This is a genomic window from Alphaproteobacteria bacterium, assembly GCA_015231795.1.
Taxonomy (GTDB): Bacteria; Pseudomonadota; Alphaproteobacteria; order Rhodospirillales; family WMHbin7; genus WMHbin7.
In genome coordinates, this window is the sequence record JADGAX010000002.1 from 340,796 (window position 1) to 366,484 (window position 25,689).

The 25,689-nt window shown below is 60.8% G+C and carries 33 protein-coding genes; 20 read left to right on the forward strand and 13 right to left on the reverse strand.

The window, feature by feature from the left end:
• Nucleotides 1-5 precede the first annotated feature (5 nt).
• Complete coding sequence (locus HQL44_05810) at nt 6-626, forward strand: class I SAM-dependent methyltransferase (protein MBF0268086.1); 621 nt, start codon at nt 6-8, stop codon at nt 624-626.
• Here the strand turns inward: HQL44_05810 and HQL44_05815 are convergent.
• On the reverse strand, nt 623-1,768 hold the full coding sequence (locus tag HQL44_05815) for a murein transglycosylase A (GenBank protein MBF0268087.1): 1,146 nt from the start codon (nt 1,766-1,768) through the stop codon (nt 623-625). The two genes, HQL44_05810 and HQL44_05815, sit on opposite strands and share 4 nt — an antisense overlap.
• Complete coding sequence (locus HQL44_05820; protein MBF0268088.1) at nt 1,765-2,481, reverse strand: Tim44 domain-containing protein; 717 nt, start codon at nt 2,479-2,481, stop codon at nt 1,765-1,767. Before HQL44_05820 ends, HQL44_05815 begins: the two co-directional genes overlap by 4 nt.
• Nucleotides 2,482-2,627: 146 nt before the next feature.
• Here HQL44_05820 and secB point away from each other — a divergent pair, with 146 nt between their 5' ends.
• Nucleotides 2,628-3,161 (forward strand): protein-export chaperone SecB, encoded by a 534-nt coding sequence (gene secB / locus HQL44_05825; protein MBF0268089.1) that lies wholly within the window; start codon nt 2,628-2,630, stop codon nt 3,159-3,161.
• On the opposite strand, the gene dnaQ is transcribed toward secB, so the two are convergent.
• From dnaQ to HQL44_05850, 5 genes are read right to left on the reverse strand one after another with little or no spacing between them, the layout of a single operon-like run.
• Nucleotides 3,154-3,846 (reverse strand): DNA polymerase III subunit epsilon, encoded by a 693-nt coding sequence (gene dnaQ / locus HQL44_05830; protein ID MBF0268090.1) that lies wholly within the window; start codon nt 3,844-3,846, stop codon nt 3,154-3,156. The two genes, secB and dnaQ, sit on opposite strands and share 8 nt — an antisense overlap.
• A 2-nt stretch (nt 3,847-3,848) precedes the next feature.
• Entirely contained in the window at nt 3,849-4,442 is a 594-nt protein-coding gene (locus HQL44_05835) for a dephospho-CoA kinase (GenBank protein ID MBF0268091.1), read from the reverse strand.
• On the reverse strand, nt 4,442-5,287 hold the full coding sequence (locus HQL44_05840; GenBank protein ID MBF0268092.1) for a shikimate dehydrogenase: 846 nt from the start codon (nt 5,285-5,287) through the stop codon (nt 4,442-4,444). Before HQL44_05840 ends, HQL44_05835 begins: the two co-directional genes overlap by 1 nt.
• Nucleotides 5,284-5,868 (reverse strand): septum formation protein Maf, encoded by a 585-nt coding sequence (gene maf / locus HQL44_05845; GenBank protein MBF0268093.1) that lies wholly within the window; start codon nt 5,866-5,868, stop codon nt 5,284-5,286. Before maf ends, HQL44_05840 begins: the two co-directional genes overlap by 4 nt.
• Nucleotides 5,865-6,686 carry a kinase/pyrophosphorylase gene (locus HQL44_05850; GenBank protein MBF0268094.1) on the reverse strand — a complete coding sequence of 274 codons (822 nt, stop codon included), beginning with the start codon at nt 6,684-6,686 and terminating at the stop codon, nt 5,865-5,867. The genes maf and HQL44_05850 overlap by 4 nt, the downstream gene beginning before the upstream one ends.
• Before the next feature lie 397 nt (nt 6,687-7,083).
• On the opposite strand from HQL44_05850, the gene HQL44_05855 reads away from it, so the two are divergent.
• The 12 genes from HQL44_05855 (at nt 7,084) to HQL44_05910 (ending at nt 16,774) form a co-directional block, all read left to right on the forward strand.
• Nucleotides 7,084-8,100: a uroporphyrinogen decarboxylase gene (locus HQL44_05855; GenBank protein MBF0268095.1), complete on the forward strand. Its 1,017-nt coding sequence runs from the start codon at nt 7,084-7,086 to the stop codon at nt 8,098-8,100.
• Nucleotides 8,100-9,104: a ferrochelatase gene (hemH, locus tag HQL44_05860; protein MBF0268096.1), complete on the forward strand. Its 1,005-nt coding sequence runs from the start codon at nt 8,100-8,102 to the stop codon at nt 9,102-9,104. The genes HQL44_05855 and hemH overlap by 1 nt, the downstream gene beginning before the upstream one ends.
• A 5-nt stretch (nt 9,105-9,109) precedes the next feature.
• Entirely contained in the window at nt 9,110-9,544 is a 435-nt protein-coding gene (gene hemJ, locus HQL44_05865; GenBank protein MBF0268097.1) for a protoporphyrinogen oxidase HemJ, read from the forward strand.
• A 167-nt stretch (nt 9,545-9,711) separates the two neighbouring features.
• Nucleotides 9,712-10,968 (forward strand): transcription termination factor Rho, encoded by a 1,257-nt coding sequence (gene rho / locus HQL44_05870; protein ID MBF0268098.1) that lies wholly within the window; start codon nt 9,712-9,714, stop codon nt 10,966-10,968.
• Nucleotides 10,969-11,111: 143 nt separating this feature from the next.
• The gene (locus tag HQL44_05875; GenBank protein MBF0268099.1) at nt 11,112-11,462 is read left to right on the forward strand and encodes a hypothetical protein; all 351 of its coding nucleotides are present in this window, start codon (nt 11,112-11,114) and stop codon (nt 11,460-11,462) included.
• Between the two features lie 97 nt (nt 11,463-11,559).
• Nucleotides 11,560-12,321: a (Fe-S)-binding protein gene (locus HQL44_05880; protein ID MBF0268100.1), complete on the forward strand. Its 762-nt coding sequence runs from the start codon at nt 11,560-11,562 to the stop codon at nt 12,319-12,321.
• A gap of 4 nt (nt 12,322-12,325) precedes the next feature.
• Nucleotides 12,326-13,753 (forward strand): iron-sulfur cluster-binding protein, encoded by a 1,428-nt coding sequence (locus HQL44_05885; protein MBF0268101.1) that lies wholly within the window; start codon nt 12,326-12,328, stop codon nt 13,751-13,753.
• Nucleotides 13,750-14,268 carry a hypothetical protein gene (locus HQL44_05890; protein ID MBF0268102.1) on the forward strand — a complete coding sequence of 173 codons (519 nt, stop codon included), beginning with the start codon at nt 13,750-13,752 and terminating at the stop codon, nt 14,266-14,268. The genes HQL44_05885 and HQL44_05890 overlap by 4 nt, the downstream gene beginning before the upstream one ends.
• Nucleotides 14,269-14,293: 25 nt before the next feature.
• Entirely contained in the window at nt 14,294-14,956 is a 663-nt protein-coding gene (locus tag HQL44_05895; GenBank protein MBF0268103.1) for an LUD domain-containing protein, read from the forward strand.
• A gap of 8 nt (nt 14,957-14,964) precedes the next feature.
• Nucleotides 14,965-15,525 carry a Smr/MutS family protein gene (locus HQL44_05900; GenBank protein ID MBF0268104.1) on the forward strand — a complete coding sequence of 187 codons (561 nt, stop codon included), beginning with the start codon at nt 14,965-14,967 and terminating at the stop codon, nt 15,523-15,525.
• Nucleotides 15,522-15,878 (forward strand): helix-turn-helix transcriptional regulator, encoded by a 357-nt coding sequence (locus tag HQL44_05905; protein MBF0268105.1) that lies wholly within the window; start codon nt 15,522-15,524, stop codon nt 15,876-15,878. The genes HQL44_05900 and HQL44_05905 overlap by 4 nt, the downstream gene beginning before the upstream one ends.
• Entirely contained in the window at nt 15,875-16,774 is a 900-nt protein-coding gene (locus HQL44_05910) for a glycosyltransferase family 2 protein (protein ID MBF0268106.1), read from the forward strand. The genes HQL44_05905 and HQL44_05910 overlap by 4 nt, the downstream gene beginning before the upstream one ends.
• Before the next feature lie 153 nt (nt 16,775-16,927).
• On the opposite strand, the gene hslU is transcribed toward HQL44_05910, so the two are convergent.
• Genes hslU through pyrF form a run of 3 tightly spaced genes read right to left on the reverse strand, consistent with a single transcriptional unit; the run spans nt 16,928 to nt 19,521 of the window.
• On the reverse strand, nt 16,928-18,244 hold the full coding sequence (gene hslU, locus HQL44_05915) for an ATP-dependent protease ATPase subunit HslU (protein MBF0268107.1): 1,317 nt from the start codon (nt 18,242-18,244) through the stop codon (nt 16,928-16,930).
• Nucleotides 18,241-18,795, reverse strand: coding sequence for an ATP-dependent protease subunit HslV (gene hslV / locus HQL44_05920; protein MBF0268108.1), 555 nt, complete (start codon nt 18,793-18,795; stop codon nt 18,241-18,243). Before hslV ends, hslU begins: the two co-directional genes overlap by 4 nt.
• A 3-nt stretch (nt 18,796-18,798) precedes the next feature.
• A complete protein-coding gene (gene pyrF / locus HQL44_05925; protein ID MBF0268109.1) occupies nt 18,799-19,521 on the reverse strand; it encodes an orotidine-5'-phosphate decarboxylase in 723 nt (240 codons plus the stop codon).
• 117 nt (nt 19,522-19,638) lie between these two features.
• Here pyrF and hisB point away from each other — a divergent pair, with 117 nt between their 5' ends.
• The 6 genes from hisB (at nt 19,639) to HQL44_05955 (ending at nt 23,178) form a co-directional block, all read left to right on the forward strand.
• Nucleotides 19,639-20,226, forward strand: coding sequence for an imidazoleglycerol-phosphate dehydratase HisB (gene hisB / locus HQL44_05930; GenBank protein MBF0268110.1), 588 nt, complete (start codon nt 19,639-19,641; stop codon nt 20,224-20,226).
• A gap of 3 nt (nt 20,227-20,229) precedes the next feature.
• The gene (gene hisH / locus HQL44_05935; GenBank protein MBF0268111.1) at nt 20,230-20,877 is read left to right on the forward strand and encodes an imidazole glycerol phosphate synthase subunit HisH; all 648 of its coding nucleotides are present in this window, start codon (nt 20,230-20,232) and stop codon (nt 20,875-20,877) included.
• On the forward strand, nt 20,874-21,617 hold the full coding sequence (hisA, locus tag HQL44_05940; protein ID MBF0268112.1) for a 1-(5-phosphoribosyl)-5-[(5-phosphoribosylamino)methylideneamino]imidazole-4-carboxamide isomerase: 744 nt from the start codon (nt 20,874-20,876) through the stop codon (nt 21,615-21,617). Before hisH ends, hisA begins: the two co-directional genes overlap by 4 nt.
• Before the next feature lie 96 nt (nt 21,618-21,713).
• A complete protein-coding gene (hisF, locus tag HQL44_05945) occupies nt 21,714-22,475 on the forward strand; it encodes an imidazole glycerol phosphate synthase subunit HisF (protein ID MBF0268113.1) in 762 nt (253 codons plus the stop codon).
• Nucleotides 22,476-22,486: 11 nt separating this feature from the next.
• Complete coding sequence (locus tag HQL44_05950) at nt 22,487-22,810, forward strand: phosphoribosyl-ATP diphosphatase (protein ID MBF0268114.1); 324 nt, start codon at nt 22,487-22,489, stop codon at nt 22,808-22,810.
• Nucleotides 22,807-23,178, forward strand: coding sequence for a histidine triad nucleotide-binding protein (locus HQL44_05955; GenBank protein MBF0268115.1), 372 nt, complete (start codon nt 22,807-22,809; stop codon nt 23,176-23,178). The genes HQL44_05950 and HQL44_05955 overlap by 4 nt, the downstream gene beginning before the upstream one ends.
• A gap of 299 nt (nt 23,179-23,477) precedes the next feature.
• Here the strand turns inward: HQL44_05955 and HQL44_05960 are convergent, their stop codons facing one another.
• The 3 genes from HQL44_05960 to HQL44_05970 are packed head-to-tail and all read right to left on the reverse strand — an operon-like array spanning nt 23,478 to nt 25,675.
• Nucleotides 23,478-25,004, reverse strand: a complete 1,527-nt coding sequence (locus HQL44_05960; protein ID MBF0268116.1) for a YifB family Mg chelatase-like AAA ATPase — start codon at nt 25,002-25,004, stop codon at nt 23,478-23,480.
• A complete protein-coding gene (locus tag HQL44_05965) occupies nt 25,005-25,250 on the reverse strand; it encodes a hypothetical protein (GenBank protein MBF0268117.1) in 246 nt (81 codons plus the stop codon).
• Complete coding sequence (locus tag HQL44_05970) at nt 25,247-25,675, reverse strand: putative toxin-antitoxin system toxin component, PIN family (GenBank protein ID MBF0268118.1); 429 nt, start codon at nt 25,673-25,675, stop codon at nt 25,247-25,249. Before HQL44_05970 ends, HQL44_05965 begins: the two co-directional genes overlap by 4 nt.
• Nucleotides 25,676-25,689: the final 14 nt, after the last annotated feature.

The following is a 25,689-nucleotide window of genomic DNA, read 5'->3' on the forward strand; positions in this document are numbered from 1 at the left end:
TCCGCATGGATCGCAAACAGCATTGGGAAAAAGTTTACCAAACGAAATCCGCCGAGACCGTCAGCTGGTTCCAGCCGCAGGCCCAAACCTCGCTGCGCCTGATCCAGAACACGGGCGCTGAGAAGACGGCTTCGATCATCGATGTCGGCGGCGGCGCCTCGACGCTGGTTGATGGATTGTTAGACGACGGCTATCTCGATGTGTCGGTGCTGGATCTGTCGGGTGAAGCGCTGTCGGTGGCCAAAAAAAGACTGGGCAAAAAGGCGAAGCGCGTGACCTGGATCGAAGGCGACATTACGAACGCGCCGCTGCCTCGCCACCGATACGACATCTGGCACGACAGGGCGGTCTTTCATTTCCTGACCGAGCTGAAAGATCGCCAGGCCTATGTGGACCAAGTGCTAAAGTCGGTCAGGCCGGGCGGTCATGTCATCGTGGCGTCATTTGCCGAAGACGGACCCGAAAAATGCAGCGGTCTGGACGTGGTGCGCTACAGCCCCGATGGTTTGCATTCGCAATTCGGCGGCGCATTTCGCCTGCTCGGTCACGAACGCGAAACGCACCGAACGCCCGCTGGCAAGGAACAGCTGTTCGTCTATTGCTATTGCCGGATGGAAAATAATTAAGAACCCGCCTGTTCGGGCGTCATGCCGACCGGCAACAACAACCAGTAACGGCCCGCTTCCTTCTGCCGCCCCGCCTTTTCGAAGGCGGGCTTTCCGGTTCCAAAAAAGATGTCGCCGCGCACGGCGCCCTTGATGGCCGATCCCGTATCCTGGGCCAGCATCAAGCGCTGATAGGTTTGGCCACCCGCCAGTTTCGTCGCCAACCAGACAGGCGCGCCCAAGGGCAGAAGCGTATTGTCGATGGCCAGCGAGCGCTCCGGCGTCAGCGCCACGCCCAGGGAACCGACCGGCCCCTCGCCCTCGACCTTGCGGAAAAAGATGTATCGCGGATTCTCGGCCATCAGACGCCGCCCCTCGGCCTGATTGGCGCGCAGCCAGCGTTCGATGGCGGGCATGGTGGAATCCTCGCCCGGTCGGATCTTGCCCTTTTCCTTCAAGATGGCCCCGATACCCTTGAAGGCATGACCGTTCGATCCGGCGAACCCGGCGCGCATCACGCTGCCGTCATCCATCTGCAGGCGGCCCGATCCTTGGATGGACAGAATATGCGCATCCACCGCATCGGCCCAGGCCAGGACCGGGGCCTTGCCGTTCAAGACGCCGCTTTCGATTTCGGCGCGGCTGAAATAGGGAATCATCTTGCGCTGCTCGACGCGCCCATCGATCCGCCTGCCCTTTAGGCTATTGTCGAACAAGGCAAGATCAGCCGTCACCAAATCGGGGGGCGGCCCCAACAGCGGCACCTGATGGGCGGACGTCTGATGGCGGGTGACGGGAAATTCCGCCTCATAATAGCCGGTAAACAGGCCATCGGGATTGCCCCCGCCCGCCTGCACGCGCCAGGGACGGAATTGTCCTTCCAGAAAATTCCTGATGATGGCCGGATCGCCAGAAAGGTTTTGCGCTGTCTTGCAAGAAGCCGCCCAGCCGGGCTTGCTTTTCAGCTTAAGACAAGATTTTTGAAAGGCGGGCAAAACGCCTGCAAAAGCGTCGCTTCCCCAGCCCGGCAGATCGGAAAATTGGGCGGGCACGATCTCAAGACCCGTGGTCGGGCGGGCGGGGGGCGATGGTTCGGGCGGCACGCCCGTCCTGGGCGCGCAGGCAGCCAGCAACAACAACAGGAGGGCCGCTAGGAACCTCATTCCGGAGATTGGGTCTCGGCCAGGAACCAGTTGGGATCGCGCGAACGGGTATCGCGGGTGAAGGTCCAGATATCGACGACGCGCTCGACCTTGGTTGGATCGCCATCGATCACAGCGCCGGACTTGTCCTTCAGGGCGTTCACCTGCTCGCTGACGAAGCGAACGGTGACATGGGCCTGGGTTCCGTCAAGCCGGGCATTGTCGACCGTGCTGCTGATCACGCCCACCAGTTCGCTGACCAGCGTTTGGCCTTCCTTGGCCCTGGCCTCGATGGCGGACGAGAAATCCTTGAAGACATGCGGGGCCAGCAGGGTTTTCAGGGTTTTGCCGTCACCCTTGGCATAGGCGGTGACAATCATATCGAACGCGCCCTTGGCCCCTTCCAGGAAGGACTTGGGATCGAAAGAAGGATCGGCCTTATGAATGGCCTCAAGCCCCAATCCGGCGGCGCCAAAGGCTTCGAAATCGATGGGCGGTTTGACGGGCGGCTTGGCGGCGGCTTCCTCGAACTCGGCCTCACGCACGTCGGCGGGCTGGCTTTGGCCAGGAAAACGCACGACCTTGCCTTCGTCGGGTTCGCTGGGGCGGGGCGAATAGGGATCGGTGGGCGGCTTTTCCTCGCCATTGCGCTGGCCCAGCACGCTTCGCAGGCGCAAAGCCAGAAAAACCGCGATCAATCCAAAAATCAGAATATCGAAATAATGCATGTCCATCAGCCCTCGGACGCCGGGCGCGCCAATTTCGTTCACACTCTAGATAAGCCTGTCATGGTCCCAGGGCAAGGGCTAAACCATTCGCCGGGCTTGAGACTTGCCCCGCTTCGTGCTAGCCCTTGGAAAGAATTGAAGGAGACCCAGAAATGACCGATGCCCCGGCCCAGCCGCCCAGCGCCACTCCCGACCATCCGCCCGCTCACGGCCAGCCCCCGATCGTCATCAATACCCAATATATCCGGGATTTGTCTTTCGAAGTGCCGGGCGCTCCCGAAGTCTTCCGCCAGCAGGGCGAGGGCCAGGAAATTCCCATCGGCATCGAGGTGCAGACCCGCCATCTCGAAGCCAACATGTTCGAAGTCGTGCTGCATATGCGCGTCGAGGCCAAGAACCAGACCCGCCAGCTTTTCATGCTGGAAATCGCCTATGGCGCGCTTTGCACCATCAATGTCCCCGAGCAGCATCTGCAGCCGGTGCTGCTGGTCGAAGTGCCGCGCCTGCTGTTCCCCTTCGTGCGCTCGCTGATCGCCGACCTGACCCGCGACGGCGGCTTCCCGCCCCTGCTGGTCACGCCCATCGATTTCGCCGAACTCTATCGCCAGCGCCTGGCCCAGATGCAGGCCCAACAAGCCCAGCAGGCCCAGGCCCAGACGCCGCCCGAAGGGGCTGCGATCAACTAAGGTCGGCCAGCCACATTGGGTTCTTGATTTTGGAAAGCGCCTTCGCATGCGCCTCCAGCTCGTCGGGGCTGGGCGCGTGGGGCCTGGCTTCCCGCTTCACCGCCTCAACCAGAACGACCGAGCCTTGCTGCTGCGCTGCCGCAGCGCCCAGCCCCAATAATTCAAGCCCCGGCTGACGGCCGCCGATCAGTTCCAGATACACTTCGGCCAGCAACTGGGAGTCGAGCAAAGCGCCATGCTTGTCGCGGGCCGACAGATCGATGCCGAACCGCTTGCACAACGCATCCAGATTCACCTGGGCGCCCGGAAAGCGACGTCTGGCCATGGGAATGGTGTCGGTGACCCGGCTCATGGGAATGGGCGGAAAGCCCAAGCGGCCCAATTCGTGATTGAGGAAACCCATGTCGAACGAGGCGTTATGGGCCACCAGCTGGGCGTCGCCCAGAAAATCCAGAAAATCAGCCACCACTTCGGCAAAGGTGGGGTGGTTGATCAGGAATTCGCGGGTCAGCCCATGCACGCGCACCACCTCGTCGGGCACGTCGCGCTCGGGATTCAGATAACGGTGAAAATGATTGCCCGTCGGCAGGTGATTGAACAATTCGACGCAGCCGATCTCGACGATGCGATGGCCCGAATTGGGATCAAGACCGGTGGTTTCCGTATCGAAAACGATCTCGCGCAAAATCAATCCTCTCGAAGGGTCGATACGATGGCCCGAATGCGTCTGAAGGTATGCAACTTTCCCTGCCCTGTTTTCAAGACCCAGGTGGCGCGGCGCATCTTTTCATGCTCGGGCATTTGGCGAGCGCGGATGTTCTGGAATTTTTCCGCCGTCATGCCAGGACGCTTCAAAACGCGGCTTCTTTGCATGAACAAAGGGGCCGTGACCACCGCCACCGCATCGCATCGCTCGTCGCCGCCGGTTTCGAACAAGAGCGGAATGTCGAGCACGGCCAATTTACAGCGCCTCGCCCTGGCCCGTTTCAAGAAACGCTCTTCGGCCGCCCGCACCATCGGATGCAAAATAGCTTCCAGCCTCTTCAAAGCCGCATCGTCGCCGAAGACCAGAGCGCCCAGCTTCTGGCGGTCGATGCCGCCTTGCGCGTTCAACGAAGCGGGAAATTGCCTTGCGATGGCCGACGCCGCGCCGCCGCCCGGCGCCATCAGATCATGCACCGTTCGGTCGGCGTCGTGCACCGGACAGCCCAGGCGTCGGAACATGTTGGCCGCTGTGCTTTTGCCCATGCCGATCGATCCGGTCAGGCCCAAGACGAACATCAGCCATCCGCCAGCACATGGTTGCGTAATTCCTGGCTGATTTCGGGGGCCAGGCCGAACCAGGCGGCGAATCCGGGCCGCGCCTGATGCAACAGCATGCCCAGTCCATCGACGGTTTTGTTGCCGCGCGCCTTTGCCTCGGCCAGCAGCGCTGTTTCCAAGGGGGCGTAAACGATGTCGGTCACCAGGGCCGATTTGGGCAAATGGTCAAGGGCGATGTTCAAGATGGGTTGGCCGTTCATGCCCAGGCTGGTGGTGTTGACCAGCAGAGCGGCCCCCGCAAGCGCCTGGGCGCGCTCTTCCCAGGCGATCACCTTGGCCTGTCCATCAAGGCGCTGGGCCAGCGCGTGGGCCTTTTCGGGCGTGCGGTTCGCGATGCGTATTTCTGGGCAGCCATCCTCTTGCAGCGCGAAGGCGATGGCGGCCGCAGCGCCTCCCGCGCCCAATATGACGGCAGGGCCCTTGGCGCACGAAAAACCAGCAGAGGAATGGCGCAGATTTTCCAAAAATCCCAAACCGTCGGTGCAAGAACCGATCGACTTGCCCTGGCTGGTGAAAATGATGGTGTTGACGGCGCCGATGCGCATGGCCGTTGGGTCGACCTGATCGACCAGGCGCAAAGCCGCTTCCTTATGCGGCAAGGTCAGGTTGACGCCCACGAATCCCATGCGGGGCAGGGCCTTCAAGACCTCGCCCAGATGATCGGGATGCACCGGCAAAGGAACGTAAACTCCGTCGATCTTGTGCTTTTCCAGCCAGTAATTATGCAGCCTGGGCGATCTGGAATGTGAGACCGGCCAACCGATCACGCCAGCCAGTTTGGCGCTGCCGCTGATCGCTCTCATGCGGGCAAGACTCCTCTGTCGCGCAACTCCCGAAGCAAGGCCAGCAGGGGCAGGCCCTGAATGGTGAAAAGATCGCCTTTCACGGTTTCGAACAATTGCGCGCCCAATCCTTCAAGCCGGTAAGCGCCAACCGATTGCAGCGCCAAGTCGCCCTCGCGCTCAAGATAATTTGAGATGAAGTCGTCGGAAATCTCGCGCATGCGCAAGACCGCCTCCTCGACATGATGCCAAAGAACCGCTCCATCCTTGACCAGGGCGGCCGCGCTGATCAAGCGGTGTTTCCTGCCGCGAAGCGTTTTCAATTGGCTGGCCGCCGCCTGTCGGTCGATAGGCTTGTCGTAAAGCCGCCCCTCGCACTCCAGCAATTGGTCCGCCCCCAGAACCAGCTTGCCGGGATGGCGCTGGCTGACATCCTTGGCCTTGGCTTGGGCCAGAAAAATGGCCAGTCGTTCGAGAGAAAGCAGGGCTTGCTCGGATTTTATCCGGGCTTCGTCGATCCGGCTGGGTTCGGCCAAGACGTCCAATCCCGCATCGGCAAGCAGCCGCATCCGCGCTTGGCTTGCCGAGGCCAGGACAATCATGCCGCCTCGCCCTGGCGTTTGGCCAGCAATTGCAGAATGCTGGCCGAGGCTTCCTCGATCGAGCGGCGCGTCACGTCGATGACCGGCCAGCCATGCGCCGCAAACAGGCGCCTGGCCGACAGCACTTCCTCGCGCACCTTTTCTTCGTCAGCATAGTCGCTTTCTTCGTCGTGATCGAGCAAGCGCAGGCGATTCTTGCGAATGTCGGAGAGGCTGGACGGCTCGCGCGTCAAACCGACGATCAAAGCCTTCTTGGCTTGCAAAACTTCGTCGGGCAGCGGCATGCCGGGCACCAGGGGCACATTGGCCGCCTTGACGCCGCGATTGGCCAGATACATGCAAGTCGGGGTTTTCGAGGTGCGCGAAACGCCCAATAAGATAACGTCGGCTTTTTCAAGCCCGGCCATCAACTGCCCATCGTCATGGGCGATAGTGTAATGCATGGCGTCGATGCGCTTGAAATATTCGTCATCCAGAACATGCTGGCGGCCCGGCGATGGCTTGTCCATTTCATGATGAAGATAATCTTCCAAACCGGCCAGCACGGGGTTGAGAATGCCGATGCAGGGCAGCCCCAAGGCCCGGCAGCCTGTGGCCAGCCTCTCGCTGATGATCGGATCGACCAATGTATAAAGAACGATTCCCGGATGGTGGGAAATTCCCTGCAGCGCCCGGTCAACCTGTCCTTCGCTGCGAACCAGCCACCATTGATGCAAAGTGGATTGGATGGTTTCGAACTGGACCAGACAGGCTCTGGCAACGCTGGTGACCGTCTCGCCGGTGGCATCCGAGACCAGATGGAGATGAAAGTTTTTCATAAGCCGCTTGTGGATGGTTTCTGCGTTGCGTGGACAGGTCCGAACATATCCACAATCGCTTGCCGATGCCAGCGCCTATCCCGAATCCGCCCGACCTTGCATCCTCATGTGGGGCTTTTTGCCCCCGGTCCTTTGTCAGGATGGACAATCTGTTTTATCCCCGTCATTCACAGAGGGGTCAACTTGACGGCAAGAGAGGCAATAGCCAAGGTTTAGCAGCCTGTCTTCCCCGTCGGCCAGGACCTGAAAATTCCTGTCGATAAGCCGTGGATGACCGCTCCTCCCCGTTATCCACAGGCCCTACCTACAACAACTACCTTTTTACTTTTATATAAAGATTGTAGAGATAGGGGGTCATGGGGAAAACGGTGAGAGAAAGACCTTGAGCGACAAACTTCTGATTCGTGCCCTGAAGGGTGAGCGAACCCGCCCCACACCCTTCTGGCTGATGCGCCAGGCCGGGCGGTACTTGCCCGAATATCGGGTAATCCGCGCCAAAGCCAGAAACTTTCTGGATTTCTGCGCCAGCCCGGGCCTGACGGTCGAAGCCACGCTGCAGCCGCTTCGCCGCTACAACATGGATGCCGCGATCCTGTTTTCGGACATTCTGGTGGTGCCACACGCGCTGGGCCAGGAAGTCAGCTTCCAGGAAGGCGAGGGGCCAAAATTGAAAGCCCTGACCGGCAAGGACGACATCGCCCGTCTTAGCATCGAACAATTTCACGAACGGCTCGAGCCGTCCTACGAAACCTTGCGCCAACTGGTTTTCGCCATTCCGGAAAGCACGGCGCTGATCGGTTTCGCGGGCGCTCCTTGGACCGTGGCCACCTATATGATCGAGGGTGGGTCGTCGAAGGAATTCGTCAAGGCCAAGGGCTGGGCCTATCGCCAGACGGCTGATCTTGAACGTCTGATCGATCTGCTGACCGAAATGACGGCGGAATATCTCTTGATGCAGATTGCCGCCGGGGCTGAAGTGATTCAGCTTTTCGACAGTTGGGCCGGCGTGTTGCCGGAAGAGGAATTTCGCAAATGGTCGATCCGGCCCGCCCGCCAGATCGTGGAACGTCTGCGCGCCCGCTGTCCCAACGTACCCATCATCGGTTTTCCCAAGGGGGCCGGAGCGCTCTACGAGGCCTATGTCAAGGAAACGGGCGTCGATGCGGTCAGCCTGGACAGCACGGTGCCGCTTTCCTGGGCTGCCAAGACCTTGCAGCCGCATGCCGCCCTACAGGGCAATCTAGACAATGTGTTGCTGTTGGCCGGCGGCGAGGCGATGGAGCGCGAAACCAAGCGCATCATCAATACGCTGGGCGATGGCGGCTTCGTCTTCAATCTGGGGCATGGCATCTTGCAGCAAACGCCGCCGGAACATGTAGCCCGGCTGGCCGACATCATTCGCGAGGCCGGTTGATGCAGCAAAAAACGGCGGTCGTTCTGTTCAATCTGGGCGGACCCGACAGTCTTGCCGCGGTGCGGCCCTTTCTGTTCAATCTGTTTAGCGATCCGGCGATCATTGCAGCGCCCAGGCCCATTCGCTGGCTGCTGGCCAAATATATTTCCGCCAAGCGCGCCCCCGTGGCCCAGGACATTTATCGCCAGATCGGCGGGCGCTCGCCGCTTTTGGAACAAACCCAGCGCCAAGCCTCTGCGCTGGAAGCCAGGCTGGGCAACGGCTATAAATGTTTCATCGCCATGCGCTATTGGCATCCTTTTACCGAGGAAGCCGTAGAGGCAGTTCGCCAATTCGCCCCCCAGCGCGTGGTCTTGCTGCCGCTCTATCCTCAATATTCCCACACCACCAGCGGCTCTTCCTTTGGCGCTTGGGCCAAGGCGGCTGCGGATCTGCCCGACCCTTATCGCATTTGCTGCTATCCGGAACTGCCGGGTCTGGCCCAGGCCTTCGCCGAAGGCCTGCATCAGGCCTTGATCGAAGCCTCTCGCTTCGGGCCGCCCAAAGTGCTGTTTTCGGCGCATGGCCTGCCCAAGAAACTGATCTTGAAGGGCGATCCTTATCAGCATCAGGTCGAACGCACGGCGGCGTCCATCAGGCGAGCGCTTGGCGAAAAAATCGACAGCCAAGTCTGCTATCAAAGCCGGGTCGGGCCTTTGGAATGGATCGGACCGGAAACAGTGACTGAGATCAAGGCGGCGGGGGCCGAAAGCAGGCCCGTGATCGTCGTGCCGCTGGCTTTCGTTTCCGAACATTCCGAAACGCTGGTCGAATTGGACATCGAATATCGGCATGTGGCCGAGGCGTCGGGATCGCCTTGTTATCTGCGCGTACCAACACCTTGCGACCATCCGGCCTTCATCGCCGATCTGGCCGAGTTGGCGCAGAACGCCAAGCCGGGCACCGAGCCGGGCGGCGCTGCCTGCGCCGGAACGGGTTTCACATGTCCGGGGGCGCATCTGTGATCGAGATGTCCGCAACCGCCTATCTGTGGCTGAAGGCTTGGCACGTCATTTCCTTCGCAGCCTGGATGGCCGGGCTTTTTTATCTGCCGCGCCTGTTCGTCTATCACAGCCAGACGCGGGTCGGCAGCGAGCAGTCGGAATTGTTCAAGGTGATGGAGCGCCGCCTTTATAAGGCGATCATGATGCCCGCCATGCTGGCGACCGTCGCTTTCGGCCTGCCCATGCTGCTGGCCTCCGATCACCTAACCCAGGGCTGGATGCATGCCAAGCTGCTGCTGGTGCTGGGACTGGTGGTCTTTCATTTCTACTGCGCTCGCTGGAAGAACGATTTCGCCGCCGATAAGAATCAACGCTCGCAGCGCTATTTTCGCATCGCCAACGAAATCCCCACCCTTCTGATGATCGGCATCGTCATTCTGGTGATTGTGAAACCTTTCTAACCCCCATTGACAGCAAGGCCCAGGCCAGCTACATCATAGCGCAACACAAGGGCACCCCCATTTGACGGGGCTTCGCCCCAGGCCCCGCCACGATCCATGGGGCGCGCTTCTCCCAGAAACAAACATCCTTCTTTGCCTTCCCTCCCCCCTTTCCATTCGGAATTTTCATGAATCTTCAGGAATTAAAAGCCAAAACGCCCGCCGAGCTGCTCGCCTTCGCCGAAGAGCTGCAAATCGAAAACGCCAGCGCCATGCGCAAGCAGGAGCTGATGTTCGCCATCCTGAAGACGCTGGCCGACAACGACACGCCGATCTATGGCAGCGGCGTTTTGGAAATCCTGCAAGACGGCTTCGGCTTTCTGCGTTCGCCCGAAGCCAATTACCTGCCTGGCCCCGACGACATTTACGTCAGCCCCAGCCAGACGCGCCGTTTCGGCCTGCGTACCGGCGACACGGTGGAAGGCCAGATCCGTTCGCCCAAGGACGGCGAGCGCTATTTCGCCATGCTCAAGGTCAATACGATCAATTTCGAGCCGCCCGAGAATGTGCGCCACCGCATCAACTTCGACAATCTGACGCCGCTTTATCCCGACCGCCGCTTGAAGCTTGAAGTGGATGATCCGACCAAGAAGGACAACACGTCGCGCGTCATCGACCTGATCTCGCCCTTGGGCATGGGCCAGCGCGCCCTGATCGTGGCGCCGCCGCGCACCGGCAAGACGGTGATGCTGCAAAATCTGGCGCACGCCATCGCCGCCAATCATCCGGAAGTTTATCTGATCGTGCTGCTGATCGACGAGCGCCCGGAAGAAGTGACCGACATGGCGCGTAGCGTGAAGGGCGAAGTGGTCAGCTCCACCTTCGATGAACCCGCCACCCGCCATGTGGCGGTGACCGAAATGGTTTTGGAGAAGGCCAAGCGATTGGTCGAACACAAGCGCGACGTGGTGATCTTGCTGGACTCGATCACGCGTCTGGCTCGCGCCTACAACACCGTGGTTCCCAGCTCGGGCAAGGTGCTGACCGGCGGCGTGGACGCCAATGCGCTGCAACGCCCCAAGCGCTTCTTCGGCGCAGCCCGCAACATCGAGGAAGGCGGTTCGCTCACCATCATCGCCACGGCGCTGATCGATACCGGGTCTCGCATGGACGAAGTGATCTTCGAAGAGTTCAAGGGTACGGGCAATTCGGAAATCATCCTGGATCGCAAACTGTCGGACAAGCGCACCTTCCCCGCCATCGACATCACCAAGTCGGGTACGCGCAAGGAAGAGCTGCTGGTCGACAAGGGCACGCTGTCGAAAATGTGGGTCCTGCGCCGTATCCTGATGCCGATGGGCGTGGTCGATTCCATGGAATTCCTGGTCGACAAGCTGAAGGGCACCAAGAACAACAACGACTTCTTCGACGCCATGAACAGCTGATCACGGTCAGCTTTCAGCCGCCAGCCGTCAGCGAAAAGCCCGGGGAAATCCCGGGCTTTTTGCCGTCTTACCGGTTTACCTGCTTGGAATCCTACCTTATTCTGGCCGCGGAGTAGGTATTTTCCGCAAGGGGGACAAACGAGATGAGTGAAGCCTTGGTACCGCCCCAAGAGGGCAAGACAGCCAATTTGATTTACATTCTTTATCTGGCCAGCCTGCTGGTGGGCATCACCGGCCTGATCGGTCTGGTCATGGCCTACATCAATCGCGCGGGTGCTCCGGAATGGGTGCAGACCCATTACCGTTTCCAGATCCGCACCTTCTGGATCAGCCTGCTGATGGGGGTGATCGGCGTGATGACGACGATGATCGGCGTCGGTTTCCTGATCTTGCTGTTCATGATGGTCTGGTTTGTCGTGCGCTGCGTCAAGGGCATGAAATACGTGGCCCAGGGTCAGGCGCATCCCAATCCGGCGGGTTGGATGTTTTCGTAATGGAAAAGCCCGGCGAAAGCCGGGCTTTTTCCTTCTCCGCTTGCCTTTTCGACCCCGAAAGACCATCCTTGGCTTTCGCACTTTGAGGGACGAAAAGATGGCCAAAGAGCCGCGTGTCGGGCTTTTCGCGACCTGTCTGGTGGACGCCATGCGTCCGCAGATCGGCTTTGCCGCGGCCAAGCTGTTGGAAGATGCCGGTTGCATCGTCGAGGTTCCCCCCAGCCAGACCTGCTGCGGCCAGCCTGCCTACAACAATGGCGATCGCGAAACCGCGCGCGCCCTGGCCCGCCAAGTCATCGACGCCTTCAAGGAATATGACTATGTCGTCGTGCCGTCGGGATCATGCGCTGGCATGATTCACGCGCATTATCCGGCCCTGCTGGCCGACGATCCCAATTACGCCGCCCTGGCCTTGTCGCTGGCCAGCCGCACTTACGAACTGGTCAGTTTTCTGGTGCGCGTTCTGAAGCTGGAACGGGCCACGGCCAGCTATGGCGAAGCGGTGGCCTATCACGATTCCTGCTCGGGCCTGCGCGAACTGGGCATCAAGGACGAACCCAGGCAATTGCTGGCGGGCGTCGATGGGCTTGAGCTTCGGGAACTGGCGGGGGCCGAGGAATGTTGCGGCTTCGGCGGCACCTTCTGCGTCAAATATCCCGACATCTCCACCAAGATGGTGAATGACAAGGTTGCCGATATCGAAGCGACCGGGGCCACCACCATTTTGGCGGGTGATCTGGGCTGCTTGATGAACATCGCCGGGCGCTTGAAGCGCAAAGGATCCGGCGTAAAGGCGCGCCATGTCGCCGAAGTGCTGGCAGGTTTCGTGGGCGGCCCCGCCATCGGCGAGGAGCGCTAGCCCCATGAGAAGCCGCCCCGGCAGCATCAAAAGCAACACCGGCGCCGCCCTGGCCGATCCGGTCTTGCAAGAGGCGTTGGCCAAATTGAAAACCGGCTTCCAGGCCAAACGCAAAATAGCGGCGGCCAATCTGCCTGAATTCGACGCCCTGCGCGATCAGGCCCGCGACATGAAACGCGCCGTGCTGGACGATCTCGATTCCTATCTCGAGATTTTCGAATCAAAGGTGATTGAACAAGGCGGCCAAGTCCATTGGGCCGAAACAGCCCAAGACGCGCGCGACATCGTGCTGGCGATCTGCAAGAAGGCCAATGCGAAGCTGATCGCCAAGGGCAAATCGATGATCTCGGAAGAGATCATGCTCAATCACTGGCTGGAAGAACACGGGCTTGAGGTGGTGGAAACCGACCTTGGCGAATATATCATCCAATTGCGCAAGGAACCGCCCAGCCACATCATCGCCCCCGCCATCCATCTGAACCGCAAACAGGTGGCGAGCGCCTTCAAGGAACGCCACAAGGAATTGGACGGCGACCGTCCGCTCGATGAACCGCGCGCGCTGCTTGATGAAGCCAGAGCCATTCTGCGCCAGAAATTCCTGGCCGCCGACGTGGGCATCACCGGGGCCAATTTCCTGGTCGCCGAAACCGGCAGTTTCGTGTTGGTCACCAACGAGGGCAATGGCGATCTGACGCAAACCCTGCCTCGCGTGCATATCGTGCTGGCCAGCATCGAAAAGCTGGTGCCGACGCTGGAAGCGGCCAGTCTGGCGGTGCGTCTGCTGGCCCGTTCGGCGACCGGCCAGGAGATGACCTCATATACCACCGTCACCACCGGACCGAAGCGCGCCGGCGATCTGGACGGGCCTGACGAATTCCATATCGTGCTGCTCGACAACGGGCGCACGGCGATGATGGGCGGTCCTTTCGAAGACATGCTGCGCTGCATCCGCTGCGCCGCTTGCATCAATCACTGTCCGGTTTACGGCGCCATCGGCGGGCACGCCTACGCCTCCTTCTATTGCGGACCGATGGGCGCCGTTCTAACGCCCGCCCTGGCCGGTCTCGAGGACTGGGCCGAAATGCCCGACGCCTCCACCTTTTGCGGGCGCTGCGAGCAAGTCTGTCCGATGCGCATTCCGCTGCCGCGCATGATGCGCGCCTGGCGCGAACGCGCCTTCGAGCGCGCCATCACGCCAGCCGCCACGCGCTTCGGCCTGGGCGTTTGGGGGTTCGTGGCGCGTCGACCCTGGCTGTACCGAACGTTGGTCAATCTGGGCATGCCGCTGCTGGCGATGCTGGCGGGCAAGCGCGGGCGTTTCGCCCAGCTGCCGCTGGCTTCGGGCTGGACGAAATCACGCGATCTGCCAGCGCCCGAGGGCAAGACCTTTCTGGCGCAATGGGAAGCCTACAAGAAGGGCGGCCAGCGATGACGCGCGAGGAAGAAATGTTCATGGCCCTGAAGGCGGCCTACGAACACAGCATGCTGGATGCGGTGGGCAACATGAAAATGCTCAATCATCCCCACTCGCCGCTTTATAATCCCTGGGACAATGTAGGGCCGCTGCTGGTGCTGATTCTGGGCAGTCTCGCCATCATGATGGTCTACAAACTTCTGTGGGGCACCATTGCCCTGTTGGCTGCCTGCGGCATTTACATTTTCGTGGTCCGCCGCTGGATGGCTTGGCGTCTGCACGGACGCCTGATCGGTTTGCTGCTGCGCGATCTGCACGCTTTCAAAATGCTTTGGCGGCTGGGCGGCTTTTCGCTGGTCTGGGCGGGCTATCCGCCCGACTACTGTCAGGCCCCCAAAGGCGACTGGCAGAAATTCGCCGAACGTCACGCCCAGCCGCTGGCCCTGCCCGGAGCCGAGCAGGCGGAAGGCGAGAGCGGGGAAGGCGATGAGGAAGGCGGGCTGGGCAAGCGCGAGGAAAGGCGAAGCGCATGACGATTATTGATAGGGCATGCATCGCATGACGACTTCAAAGGAAGCCATTCTGTCGCGCATTCGCCAGTCCAAGGGCCGCCAAGCCTTGGATGCGGCGCGCAGGCTTGATGTGGAAAGGCGCATTGCCGACCGCAAACCCTTCCTGGTTCCCGCCCGCGCCCAATTGGGGGTCGAGGAGCTGCGCACCTTGTTCATCGCCAAGGCCGAGGAAGTGTCGGCCCGCGTGCTGGCCCTGCGCTCGAAAAACGACATTCCCGCCGCCATCCGGCCGTTGCTGGACGAGTCCGGCCTGGCCTATCGTCTGGCCGTTTCGCCCGATCCCTGGTTCGACGGCATCGACTGGAACGAATTCGAGATTCACAAGGGCGCGCCCCGGCCCGACGATATGGCGGGTCTGGCCCATGCCAGGGCGGGCATCGCGGAAACCGGCACCTTGATGCTGTCGTCGGGTGCGGCCAGCCCCACGCTGATGAATTTCATGCCCGATCTGCATATCGTGGTTCTTTCGGAATCGCGCATCCTGGGCACCTATGAAGACGCCTGGGACATGCAAAGGCGCGAAAGCAACGCCATGCCGCGCGCCATCAATCTGATTACCGGGCCGTCGCGCACCGGCGATATCGAACAGACCATCCTTCTGGGCGCGCATGGCCCCAGGCGTCTGGTCATTCTGCTGATCGAGGATTGACCAGTCCCATGTCGTTTCGCCGCACGCGTCATCCCACGCACGAGGAAATTTTACTTTGGCGCCATGTCATGCGCGAGGCGCAGCCTTTGCGCCCGGTGCCCGAAATGTCGACCTATGCCGACAATGACAACGAAAAACCTGTTGCCGTCGCCAAGGCGAAGCCTGCGGCGGCTGCGCCGCAACCGCCGTCCCCCAAGCCGAAGGGCAAGCTGAAGGAGCTGGTGCCCGATCTGTTGCCCGACATGGACAAGCGAACGGCGGAACGTTTGGCCAAGGGGCAGATGGCCATCGAAGGCAGGCTTGATCTGCATGGGTTGACCGAACCGCAGGCGCATGCGGCACTTCTGAAATTCCTGCATGTCTCCAGTTCGCTGGGCAGGCGTTGCGTGATGGTGATCACCGGCAAGGGCGTGGAAGGCAAAGGCGTGATCCGCGCCGCCCTGCCCAAATGGCTGAACACGGTCGAGCTTCGCCCGCTGGTGCTGGGCATTTCGCAAGCCAAGCCCAAGGATGGCGGGGCAGGCGCCTATTATGTGTTGCTCAAACGCCGCCGGGGCCTGGCTGAATGACGCCTTTTGGCGCTCGCATTCGTCAATTGCGCCAGGATAAGGGCCTGACCCTGTCTCGCATGGCGGAGGATTTGGGCGTCACCCCCGCTTACCTGTCGGCCCTTGAACATGGACGGCGCGGCAGGCCCGCCCCTGGGCTGATCATGCAAATGTGCGGCGTGCTGAATCTGATTTGGGACGAGGCGGCGGAGCTGAAGGAACTGGCGAAAATATCGCATCCCAAGGTGACGTTGGATACGTCGGGCCTGACGCCGCTGGCCACCGAATTCGCCAACCGTTTGCAAAGCGCCATTCGCGATCTGGATGACGAAACGATTGCCTCCATGCTGGCGCATTTGCCGGAGCGCAAATGAGATTAAGCGTTGTCATGCCGGTCTACAACGCAGCACCCTATGTAAGGGCGGCGGCAAGCAGCGCGCTTATGCAAATGCAAGGTGATGCAGAGTTGATTTGCGTCGATGACGGCAGCACGGACACATCCTGGGATGAAATCGCAAGAATATCCGATCCGCGTTTGAAGCGTCTGCGCCAAGAAAACCAAGGAGCCGCTGCGGCTCGCAATGCGGCGCTTGATTTGGCGCAAGGCGACGCCATCGCCTTTCTGGATGCCGACGATCTAGCACTTCCTGGGCGCTTCGAGATTCCCTTGCAAGCGCTGACGGCGGATTCTTCCTTGTCCATCGTGGGGGCATCGTTGCGCGTCATTGATCCCCAAGGCCTTGTGCTGCGCGACGATGGCAAATCCGCGCAAGATACTTATCTGCGATGGATCACCCTGTTCAACTCGCCCTTCACCTTTAGCGCCGTCACGGTGCGACGCAGTGATTTACGCTTCGATTCATCGGTGATTCCGGCGGAAGATTACGCCTATTGCGCCGACATGCTGGACAGGGGCAAGGGCGTCATTCTGGCGGATGTGCTTTGCGCCTACCGCGTCCATCCGGGCCAAGTAACCCAGCGCAGGAACGACGCGCTACGCGATTCAGGCAACCGCATCTCGCAAAGAAAGATCCGCGAGCGCCTTGGCGTGGATGTGCCGCTGGAGCTGGTGTTTCTGATGCGCCATTTGCTGGCCTTCGGCTGGGAGCGATTAAGCCCCGAACATCACGCCATGGCCTTCGAGGCGCAAAGAACGCTTCAGCATCTGTTCTCGCTGTTCAAACGGGGTGATGGCTTGGATGCGGGGGACGTGGCGAAGATCGAAGAAGGATTTTGCCATTTTGGGCTTAAGAAAAGCGCCTCATCCTGAGGAGGGCCGAAGGCCCGTCTGGAAGGATGAGGGGCAGCACGTTCCATCTTCGCCGCATCTTTCGTGACGCTTCGCTCCTCAAGATGAGGCGAAGAAGGCCAGAATGCTTAACCCAAGCAGCCCCGGGACAAGCCTGGGTGTGACGAAATAGCGCTACAAAATAAACTTCGACAGATCGGTATTCTCGGCCAGCACGGCGACTTTTTCCTGCACCAGCTTGGGATCGATGGTGATGCTGGCGCCGGAATTGTCGGTGGCGGAAAAGCTGATGTCTTCCAGCAATTTTTCCAGCACCGTATGCAAGCGCCTGGCCCCGATGTTTTCCACCGAACGGTTGATGGCGGCGGCCAAGCTGGCCAGTTCCTCGATGGCTTCTTGCGTAAAGTCCAGCGTCACTCCTTCGGTCGCCATCAGGGCCTTGTATTGCACGATCAGGCTAGCTTCCGGTTCGGTCAGGATACGCACGAAGTCGTCCTTGTCCAGGGCCTTCAGCGCCACGCGGATGGGCAAGCGGCCCTGAAGTTCGGGCAGCAGGTCGGATGGCTTGGCCAGATGGAAAGCACCCGAGGCAATGAACAAGATATGGTCGGTCTTGACCGAACCATGCTTGGTCGAAACCGTGGTGCCTTCGATCAGGGGCAACAGGTCGCGCTGCACGCCTTCGCGCGACACGTCGGAGCCAGAGCGATGCTCTTCCGAGCGGGCGCAGATTTTGTCGATCTCGTCCAGAAAGACGATGCCGTTGTTTTCCACCGCCTCGATGGCTTCGCGCACCACCTTGTCCTGATCCAATAATTTGTCGCCTTCCTCGGCGATCAGCACCTTGTAGGCCTCGCCCACCGAGAGCTTGCGGGGCTTGGTGCGCCCGCCCATCATCTTGCCCAGCATGTCGTTGATGTTGAGCATGCCCACACTGGTGCCGGGCTGTCCCGGCATGTCGAACATGGGAAAGGCGGCCCCGGAATTGTCGGCCAAATGAATTTCGATCTCGCGGTCGTTCAGCAGATTCTCGCGCAGCATCTTCCTGAATTTCTGGCGGGTCTCCACGCTTGAATTGTCGCCCACCAGCGCGTCCAGCACGCGTTCCTCGGCGGCCAGCTCGGCTTTGCCCTCGACCGAGCGGCGCAATTTCTCGCGCGTCATGACGATGGCGCTGTCCAACAGGTCGCGCACGATCTGTTCGACGTCGCGCCCCACATAGCCGACTTCGGTAAAGCGCGTCGCTTCCACCTTGATGAAGGGGGCCTGGGCCAACTTGGCCAGCCTGCGGGCGATTTCGGTCTTGCCGACGCCGGTGGGTCCGATCATCAAGATGTTCTTGGGCAGCACCTCTTCCTTCAGTTCGGGCGACAATTGCTGGCGGCGCCAGCGATTGCGCAGCGCGATGGCGACGGCGCGCTTGGCGTCGTGCTGGCCCACGATGAACCGGTCGAGTTCGGAAACGATCTCACGCGGAGAAAAACTGCTCATAGGCATTCGACGATGATCCGCTCGTTGGTGTAAACGCAAATGCCCGCCGCCACGGCCATCGCTTTCCTGGCGATGGTTTCGGCGTCCAGCCCCTCGATGTCCTGAAGCGCACGGGCAGCCGACAGCGCATACATGCCGCCCGAACCGATGCCGATCAATCCGTCCTCGGGTTCCAGCACGTCGCCAGTACCGGTCAGCACCAAGGAAACATCCTTGTCGGCCACCGCCATCATGGCTTCCAGGCGGCGCAGATAACGGTCGGTGCGCCAATCCTTGGCCAGTTCCACGCAGGCCCGCATCAACTGGCCGGGATGTTTTTCCAGCTTGGCTTCCAGGCGCTCGAACAAGGTGAAGGCGTCGGCGGTAGCACCCGCGAAACCGCCAATCACCAATCCGTCCGCACCCAGCCTGCGCACTTTCTTGGCGTTCGATTTGATGACCGTGGCCCCCAGGGTCACTTGGCCGTCGCCCGCGATCACCACCTTGCCCCCCTTGCGGATGGACAGAATGGTGGTGCCATGCCAGCCGGTGGGGTCGTGCGCCTCGCCCATGATCTATGCCCTCTTCTCGAAATAGGCCTTGATGCGGGCCTGAACGTCTTGGGCTGCCTGTTTGGGATTCTCGGCACCCCGGATCGGACGCCCCACCACGATATAATCGGCCCCCATTTCGAAAGCCTCTTCCACATCCACCGTGCGCTTTTGATCGTCGGCGGGCTTGTTGGCGACCGGGCGGATGCCGGGCACCACCACCAGCAGGCGGTGGTCCAGATTGGCGCGCAGTTGGCTGGCCTCCAGTCCCGACGAAACCACGCCGTCGCAGCCGATCTCGAGTGCTCGTTTGGCGCGCGACAGCACCAGGGCGGCGACGTCGGTCTTGAAGCCCAGATCGTCGATATCGCCCTGGTCCAGGCTGGTCAGCACGGTCACGGCCAGCAGTTTCAGGTCGCCCTTTTCGCGCACGGCGGCCCGCATGATGGAATCATTGCCGTGAATGGTGGCCAGATCGGCCCCCCTTGTGCGCAATTGACGCACCGCCGAGGCCACGGTTTCCGGGACGTCGAAGAATTTCAGATCCACGAAAACCTTCTTGCCCCGTGCCTTCAGCCAGTCGAGCAGCTCGAAATAGCCCCCGGCCATGAACAGCTCCAGGCCGATCTTGTAGAATTGTACGCTGTCGCCCAGAAGCTCGACCAGTTTCCTGGCCTCGTCGGGGCTGGGGACGTCAAGAGCCAGAATCAAGCGTTCTGCAACGGAAATGTCTTTTGGCGCTAACATGGGACCTCGTGATTTATTACCCCCCCACATATACGGCTTGTCAGCCATGCGCTCAACCGCTCTGGCAAAAAAGGGCGGCACCTGCTAAAAAATCGGGTCAATTCAGGAGATATCCCTATGCGCACGGCCAGTTTAGAGCGCGCCACCATGGAAACCCGCATTTCCGTCTCGGTCAATCTGGACGGAACGGGCCAATATACGGTCTCGACCGGGATCGGCTTTCTCGACCATATGCTGGAACAATTGTCCCGCCACGGCTTGTTCGATCTGACGGTCAAGGCCGAGGGCGACCTTCATATCGATTTTCACCACACCACCGAAGATGTCGGCATCACGCTGGGCCAGGCTTTCGCCAAGGCGCTGGGCGACCGCAAGGGCATCCGCCGCTATGGCGATTCCACCTGTCCGATGGATGAAACCCTGGTCAGGGTGGCGCTGGACATTTCGAACCGGCCCTATTTGATCTGGCGGGTCGAGTTCCCCAAGCCCAAGGTGGGCGAGATGGATACCGAACTGTTCAAGGAATGGTTCCAGGCCTTTGCGCAGGCGGCGGGCATCACCTTGCATGTCGAATGTTTCTATGGCGACAACAGCCACCACATCGTCGAGGCCTGTTTCAAGGCGCTGGCCCGGGCCTTGCGCCAGGCCACCGAAATCGACCCCAGGCGTTCGGATGCCGTTCCCTCGACCAAGGGGGTTTTGTAAACGGTGTCCACGGTCGCCATCATCGATTACGGCTCGGGCAACCTGCGCTCGGCCGCCAAGGCCTTCGAGCGCGCCGTCCTTGAAGAAGGACTGGCCCAGAAGATATTGGTGACCGCCGATCCCGAGGCGGCAAGGCAGGCCGGGCGCATCGTGCTGCCCGGCGTCGGGGCTTTTGCCGATTGCAAACGCGGCCTGGATGCCGTTCCCGGCATGGTCGAGGCGTTGGAAGAGCGCGTGCTGAAAGCGGGCGTGCCCTTTCTGGGCATTTGCGTGGGCATGCAGCTTCTGGCCAGCCAGGGCCACGAACATGGAGACCATCAGGGGCTGGGCTGGATCGAAGGCGAGGTCGATCATATCGCCCCCGCCGATGCCGCGCTGAAAATCCCCCATATGGGTTGGAACGAACTGGCCTTCGAGCCGGGCGCGCATCCGCTTTTGAAGGGGTTGTCGGCGGGCGCGCATGCTTATTTCGTACACAGCTACGCATTCAAGGCCAAAAACCCGGCCCATGTGCTGGCCACGGTCGATTACGGCGGGCCGGTCAATGCCTTGATTGGGCGCGACAATATCGCGGGCACCCAGTTTCACCCCGAAAAAAGCCAAAAGGCGGGGCTTTGTCTGATCGCCAATTTTCTGAAGTGGACGCCATGATCCTGTTTCCCGCCATCGACCTCAAAGAAGGGCGCTGTGTCCGCCTGAAGCTGGGCGACATGAGCCAGGCCACCGTCTTTAACGACGATCCCGCCGATCAGGCCGCCAAGTTCCAGGCCAGCGGCTGCCAGTGGATTCATGTCGTCGATCTGAACGGCGCCTTCGCAGGCAAGCCGGTGAATGGCGAGGCGGTGGACGCCATCTTGAAGGCGGTGACGGTGCCCATTCAGTTGGGCGGCGGCATCCGCGACCTAGCCACCATCGAAATGTGGCTCGATCGCGGGGTGGCGCGGGTCATTTTGGGGACGGTGGCGCTGAAAAATCCGGCCCTGGTCAAGGACGCCTGCGCCCTGTTTCCCGGCCGGGTGGCGGTGGGCATCGATGCCAAGGGCGGCAAGGTGGCGGTGGAAGGCTGGGCCGAAACCAGCGAATTGACGGCGCTGGAACTGGCCAAAATGTATGAGGGCGCCGGGGCGGCGGCCATCATCTATACCGATATCGACCGCGACGGCGTGCTGAAGGGCGTCAATGTCGAGGCCACGGCCTTCCTGGCCCATGAGATCGAAACGCCGGTCATCGCCTCGGGCGGCGTGTCGTCGGTGGAAGATCTGAAGCGCCTGATGGCGGCGAAGGAACCCGGCATTCTGGGCGTCATCTCTGGCCGCGCCATCTATGACGGACGGCTGGACCTGGGGGAAGCCTTGAAGGTGTTAAATGAACGGAGTTTGGGCGATGCGTAGCATCGAACAAACGACTGGGCGCAAGCGCCCCGCGCGAATTTTCGCGCGTGAGCCAAGCGCCCACAGGGCGCGCCCGGCGATTGAGGGGCAGACAAAATGCTAAAAATGCGGGTGATTCCTTGCCTGGACGTAAAAGACGGGCGGGTGGTCAAAGGGGTCAATTTCGTCAATCTGACCGATGCGGGCGATCCGGTCGAACAGGCCAAACTGTATGATCGCGAAGGGGCCGACGAGCTGACCTTCCTTGACATCACCGCCAGCCATGAAAACCGCGACACCATATATAACGTGGTCAGCCGCACCGCCGAACAATGTTTCATGCCGCTGACCGTGGGCGGCGGCGTGCGGGTGGTGGAAGACATCCGCAAGCTGCTGCTGGCCGGGGCCGACAAGGTGTCGATCAACACGGCAGCCGTGAAGCGCCCGGAATTCGTGGCCGAGGCGGCCCAGAAATTCGGCAGCCAATGTATCGTAGTGGCCATCGACGCCAAGTCGGTGGGGCCGGATCGTTTCGAGATTTTCACGCATGGCGGGCGCGAAGCCACCGGCATCGACGCCGTCGCCTGGGCGAAACGGATGGAAGAATATGGGGCGGGCGAGATTCTGCTGACCTCGATGGACCGCGACGGCACCAAACAAGGCTTCAATCTGCCCCTGACCCGCACGATAGCCGATGCCGTAACGATTCCTGTCATCGCCTCGGGCGGGGTGGGGACGCTTGAACATATGGCCGAAGGCATTCTGGAAGGCCATGCCACCGCCGTGCTGGCGGCCAGCATTTTTCATTTCGGTACATTCAGCATCCGCCAAGTAAAGGAATATATGTCTAGTCGCGGCATCCCGGTGCGACTGGCTTAGGGAGGGCGTTCATGGGTCCGGAAATCATCGACGACCTCTTTCGCGTGATCGATTCTCGCAAAGAATCCGATCCCGAAACGTCTTACACCGCCAAGCTGTTCGCCAAGGGGCGGCTGAAAATCGCCCAGAAGCTGGGCGAGGAGGCGGTGGAAACCGCCCTAGCCGCCGTCGCCCAGGGGCCTGAGCAAGTGGCTTCGGAAAGCGCTGACCTGCTCTATCACCTGTTGGTGCTGTGGGCCGATGCGGGCGTTCAGCCTGCCGATGTGTGGGAAAAACTGGCGGAACGCAAGGGTCGTTCCGGTATCGAAGAGAAATCTTCAAGGCCCAAATCATGACCTACGACCCCAAGAACGTCTTTGCCAAGATTCTGCGGGGCGAGATCCCATCTCAGAAGCTGGGCGAGGATGAGCACAGCCTAGCCTTCGAAGACATTCACCCCCTAGCCCCGGTCCATACGCTGGTCATTCCCAAAGGGCCTTACGAAAGCCTGCTCGATTTTGCCGACCAAGCGAGCGACGCCGAGCTGGCCTCGCTGGTTCGCATGCTGGCTAAGGTGGCGCGTGACAAACAGGTCGATAGGACCGGATTCCGCATCATCGCCAATACCGGCAGCGATGGCGGCCAGGATGTGCCGCATCTGCATTTTCATGTTCTGGGTGGTCGCAGGCTTGGGCCGATGGTCAAGCGGCCCAGCGACGGCTGATTTTAATTTTTCCTTAACTTTCAAAGACTGTAAACGCATTCTTAAAGTAGGGCTTTGCGGCGTCTTTGTTGCGCAGCGAGAAGAGTCGGGCAAAGGTTAACAGATTATTATCCTGGGGATAACTGAGATTGTAGTTGCAGCCCCCTTGATTCTCCGCGATTTTCAACCACAAGAGTCGTTAACCATTCCAAGCGCCCAAACCAGCGCCTACATGCGCAGTCCTGTGGATGAATCGAAATCTGACTTTATTTATATAGTGTTGGAAACCGATGCTCAGACACTAGGGGCTGGGATCGGATTCAGGCCACCGCCAGTGGATTGCGGCCCGGCACGACGCGCCGATAGCTGAGCGCCTCGGCGACATGCAGGCGGGCGACGTTTTCCGATCCTTCCAGATCGGCCAAGGTGCGCGCCACCCTAAGCACCCGGTGATAGCCCCTGGCCGACAGTTTCATGCGTTCGGCGGCCTCGGTCAGCAGCTTGCGTCCCTGGGCATCGGGCGAGGCCACCTCTTCCAGCAACTGGCCGTCGGCCTCGGCATTGGTGCGCATTGTCGTGCCTGCATAGCGCTCGGCCTGAATTCGTCTGGCCTCGGCCACGCGGGCCGCCACCTGCGCCGACCCTTCGGCGGGCGGGGGCAGCGACAGGTCGGAGGGGTTAACCGCAGGCACGTCGATATGCAGATCGATGCGGTCGAACAAAGGCCCCGAGATGCGCGACTGGTATTCGTGGGCGCATTTGGGGGCCCTGGAACAGGCAAGCTGAGGGTCGTCAAGGTGCCCGCACTTGCAGGGATTCATCGCCGCCACTAGTTGGAAGCGGGCGGGGTAGCGAACATGGGCCTGGACACGGGCGATCACGGCATGGCCGCTTTCCACCGGCTGGCGCAATGATTCCAGTGCTTGGCGCTGGAACTCGGGCAGTTCATCCAGGAACAAAACGCCCAGATGCGCCAGCGACACTTCGCCCGGCTTGGCCTTCGATCCGCCGCCCACCAGGGCAGGCAGCGACGCCGAATGATGCGGATCGCGAAAGGGCCGGTTGCGCTTCAGTTTGCCGTTGTTCAAAAGCCCGGCCACGCTATGGATCATGCTGACTTCCAGCGCCTCGGCCGGAGACAGGGGCGGCAGAATGCCCGGCAGGCGGCTGGCCAGCATCGACTTGCCAGCCCCCGGCGGGCCGATCATCAGCAGATTATGTCCACCGGCGGCGGCGATCTCGAGCGCCCGCTTGGCGGTTTCCTGACCCTTGATGTCAGCCAGATCAAGATGCGAAATCAGCTCGTCGTCGATCTCGCCTTTGGGCGCGCTCAAAACCTGCGTGCCCTTGAAATGATTGACCAGCGACAGCAAGGATGAGGGCGCCAGCACGCGGATCTCGCCCGCCCAGGCCGCCTCGCCGCCTTGGGCCTGCGGACAGATCAGCCCCTTGTCTTGCGCATTGGCGGCAATGGCGGCGGGCAACACGCCCGCCACCGGGGCGATGCTTCCATCCAGCCCCATCTCGCCCAGGGCCACGAATTCACTTAGTTCGTCTTGCGGCAACACGCCCATGGCGGCCAGCAGGCCCAGCGCGATGGGCAGATCGAAATGGCTGCCTTCCTTTTGCAGATCGGCAGGCGCCAGGTTCACGGTGATGCGCTTGGGCGGCAGGGCCAAACCGATGGCGTTCAGCGCGGCGCGCACGCGTTCTTTCGATTCACCCACCGCCTTGTCGGCCAAGCCCACCAGCGTGAAGGCGGGCAGACCGTTGGCCAGTTGCACCTGCACATCAACCGGACGGCAGTCGATGCCCTGAAAAGCGACGGTGGCGATATGGGCGGTCATTTAAAGCTCATCGCCCGGCATAGGCGGATTGCCTTTGCCTGCCCGCTTCAGAACCTTCAGCGCTGCGGGCACATTGCCGCGCTCGGCTCGCTCGCGAAAATAGTCTTCGGTTCGCAAAGCGGACAATTTCTCGGCAACGGCGACATTGATGAATTGGTTCAGCGCTACCCCCTCACACTCGGCCACCTTGCGAACCTCGTCCAGCAAGGATGGTTGGAGCCTAAGCGCGAAATTGCTTTTCCTCATGGCTGTTTCTCCAACAGCCGGGCGGCTTCGCCCGGCGAAAGAATGGATAGATTAAAACGCCTGACGCCGGAACGAAAGTCCTGCTGGTTGAAAGTGACGATGGCGTCCGCCTGACCGTTCACCGCTGTTTCGAGAACCATGTCGTCATTGGCGTCTTTCAACGCCGGTCGCCACAGAAAGGCCAGACGAACTTGCGTTGCCACCAAGGCGGCGGCATCCAGAAGCAGCCCGACATCGCTTGCAGACAGGCGAGAGGCTGCTAAATGCTCTGGCCTCGTCATCACGGCTTCGTATTCAATCAGCAGCGGAACTGACAGAAGCAAAGAGAAGCGTGCTTCAAGCGCCGCAGACAAAAGCCTGCGCGATGCTCCCGCATCGCTGCGGATGGCCGCCACCAGCACATCGGTATCCAAAACCCAGCGCATCAGCAATCATATGC

What these genes read in the sequence shown, in the direction of transcription:
- HQL44_05875 (MBF0268099.1), top strand. Translation starts at nt 11,112, where the DNA reads ATGAGTGAAGCCTTGGTACCGCCCCAAGAGGGCAAGACAGCCAATTTG.
- HQL44_05970 (MBF0268118.1), bottom strand. Translation starts at nt 25,675, where the DNA reads ATGCGCTGGGTTTTGGATACCGATGTGCTGGTGGCGGCCATCCGCAGC.
- HQL44_05820 (MBF0268088.1), bottom strand. Translation starts at nt 2,481, where the DNA reads ATGGACATGCATTATTTCGATATTCTGATTTTTGGATTGATCGCGGTT.
- HQL44_05960 (MBF0268116.1), bottom strand. Translation starts at nt 25,004, where the DNA reads ATGACCGCCCATATCGCCACCGTCGCTTTTCAGGGCATCGACTGCCGT.
- hisF (MBF0268113.1), top strand. Translation starts at nt 21,714, where the DNA reads ATGCTAAAAATGCGGGTGATTCCTTGCCTGGACGTAAAAGACGGGCGG.
- HQL44_05840 (MBF0268092.1), bottom strand. Translation starts at nt 5,287, where the DNA reads ATGAGAGCGATCAGCGGCAGCGCCAAACTGGCTGGCGTGATCGGTTGG.
- hemJ (MBF0268097.1), top strand. Translation starts at nt 9,110, where the DNA reads ATGTCCGCAACCGCCTATCTGTGGCTGAAGGCTTGGCACGTCATTTCC.
- hemH (MBF0268096.1), top strand. Translation starts at nt 8,100, where the DNA reads ATGCAGCAAAAAACGGCGGTCGTTCTGTTCAATCTGGGCGGACCCGAC.
- HQL44_05895 (MBF0268103.1), top strand. Translation starts at nt 14,294, where the DNA reads ATGACGACTTCAAAGGAAGCCATTCTGTCGCGCATTCGCCAGTCCAAG.
- HQL44_05950 (MBF0268114.1), top strand. Translation starts at nt 22,487, where the DNA reads ATGGGTCCGGAAATCATCGACGACCTCTTTCGCGTGATCGATTCTCGC.
- secB (MBF0268089.1), top strand. Translation starts at nt 2,628, where the DNA reads ATGACCGATGCCCCGGCCCAGCCGCCCAGCGCCACTCCCGACCATCCG.
- hslV (MBF0268108.1), bottom strand. Translation starts at nt 18,795, where the DNA reads ATGGGCGAGGCGCACGACCCCACCGGCTGGCATGGCACCACCATTCTG.
- HQL44_05965 (MBF0268117.1), bottom strand. Translation starts at nt 25,250, where the DNA reads ATGAGGAAAAGCAATTTCGCGCTTAGGCTCCAACCATCCTTGCTGGAC.
- rho (MBF0268098.1), top strand. Translation starts at nt 9,712, where the DNA reads ATGAATCTTCAGGAATTAAAAGCCAAAACGCCCGCCGAGCTGCTCGCC.
- HQL44_05810 (MBF0268086.1), top strand. Translation starts at nt 6, where the DNA reads ATGGATCGCAAACAGCATTGGGAAAAAGTTTACCAAACGAAATCCGCC.
- HQL44_05955 (MBF0268115.1), top strand. Translation starts at nt 22,807, where the DNA reads ATGACCTACGACCCCAAGAACGTCTTTGCCAAGATTCTGCGGGGCGAG.
- HQL44_05900 (MBF0268104.1), top strand. Translation starts at nt 14,965, where the DNA reads ATGTCGTTTCGCCGCACGCGTCATCCCACGCACGAGGAAATTTTACTT.
- HQL44_05835 (MBF0268091.1), bottom strand. Translation starts at nt 4,442, where the DNA reads ATGTTCGTCTTGGGCCTGACCGGATCGATCGGCATGGGCAAAAGCACA.
- HQL44_05905 (MBF0268105.1), top strand. Translation starts at nt 15,522, where the DNA reads ATGACGCCTTTTGGCGCTCGCATTCGTCAATTGCGCCAGGATAAGGGC.
- hisA (MBF0268112.1), top strand. Translation starts at nt 20,874, where the DNA reads ATGATCCTGTTTCCCGCCATCGACCTCAAAGAAGGGCGCTGTGTCCGC.
- hisB (MBF0268110.1), top strand. Translation starts at nt 19,639, where the DNA reads ATGCGCACGGCCAGTTTAGAGCGCGCCACCATGGAAACCCGCATTTCC.
- pyrF (MBF0268109.1), bottom strand. Translation starts at nt 19,521, where the DNA reads ATGTTAGCGCCAAAAGACATTTCCGTTGCAGAACGCTTGATTCTGGCT.
- maf (MBF0268093.1), bottom strand. Translation starts at nt 5,868, where the DNA reads ATGATTGTCCTGGCCTCGGCAAGCCAAGCGCGGATGCGGCTGCTTGCC.
- HQL44_05880 (MBF0268100.1), top strand. Translation starts at nt 11,560, where the DNA reads ATGGCCAAAGAGCCGCGTGTCGGGCTTTTCGCGACCTGTCTGGTGGAC.
- HQL44_05815 (MBF0268087.1), bottom strand. Translation starts at nt 1,768, where the DNA reads ATGAGGTTCCTAGCGGCCCTCCTGTTGTTGTTGCTGGCTGCCTGCGCG.
- hslU (MBF0268107.1), bottom strand. Translation starts at nt 18,244, where the DNA reads ATGAGCAGTTTTTCTCCGCGTGAGATCGTTTCCGAACTCGACCGGTTC.
- HQL44_05910 (MBF0268106.1), top strand. Translation starts at nt 15,875, where the DNA reads ATGAGATTAAGCGTTGTCATGCCGGTCTACAACGCAGCACCCTATGTA.
- HQL44_05850 (MBF0268094.1), bottom strand. Translation starts at nt 6,686, where the DNA reads ATGAAAAACTTTCATCTCCATCTGGTCTCGGATGCCACCGGCGAGACG.
- HQL44_05890 (MBF0268102.1), top strand. Translation starts at nt 13,750, where the DNA reads ATGACGCGCGAGGAAGAAATGTTCATGGCCCTGAAGGCGGCCTACGAA.
- HQL44_05885 (MBF0268101.1), top strand. Translation starts at nt 12,326, where the DNA reads ATGAGAAGCCGCCCCGGCAGCATCAAAAGCAACACCGGCGCCGCCCTG.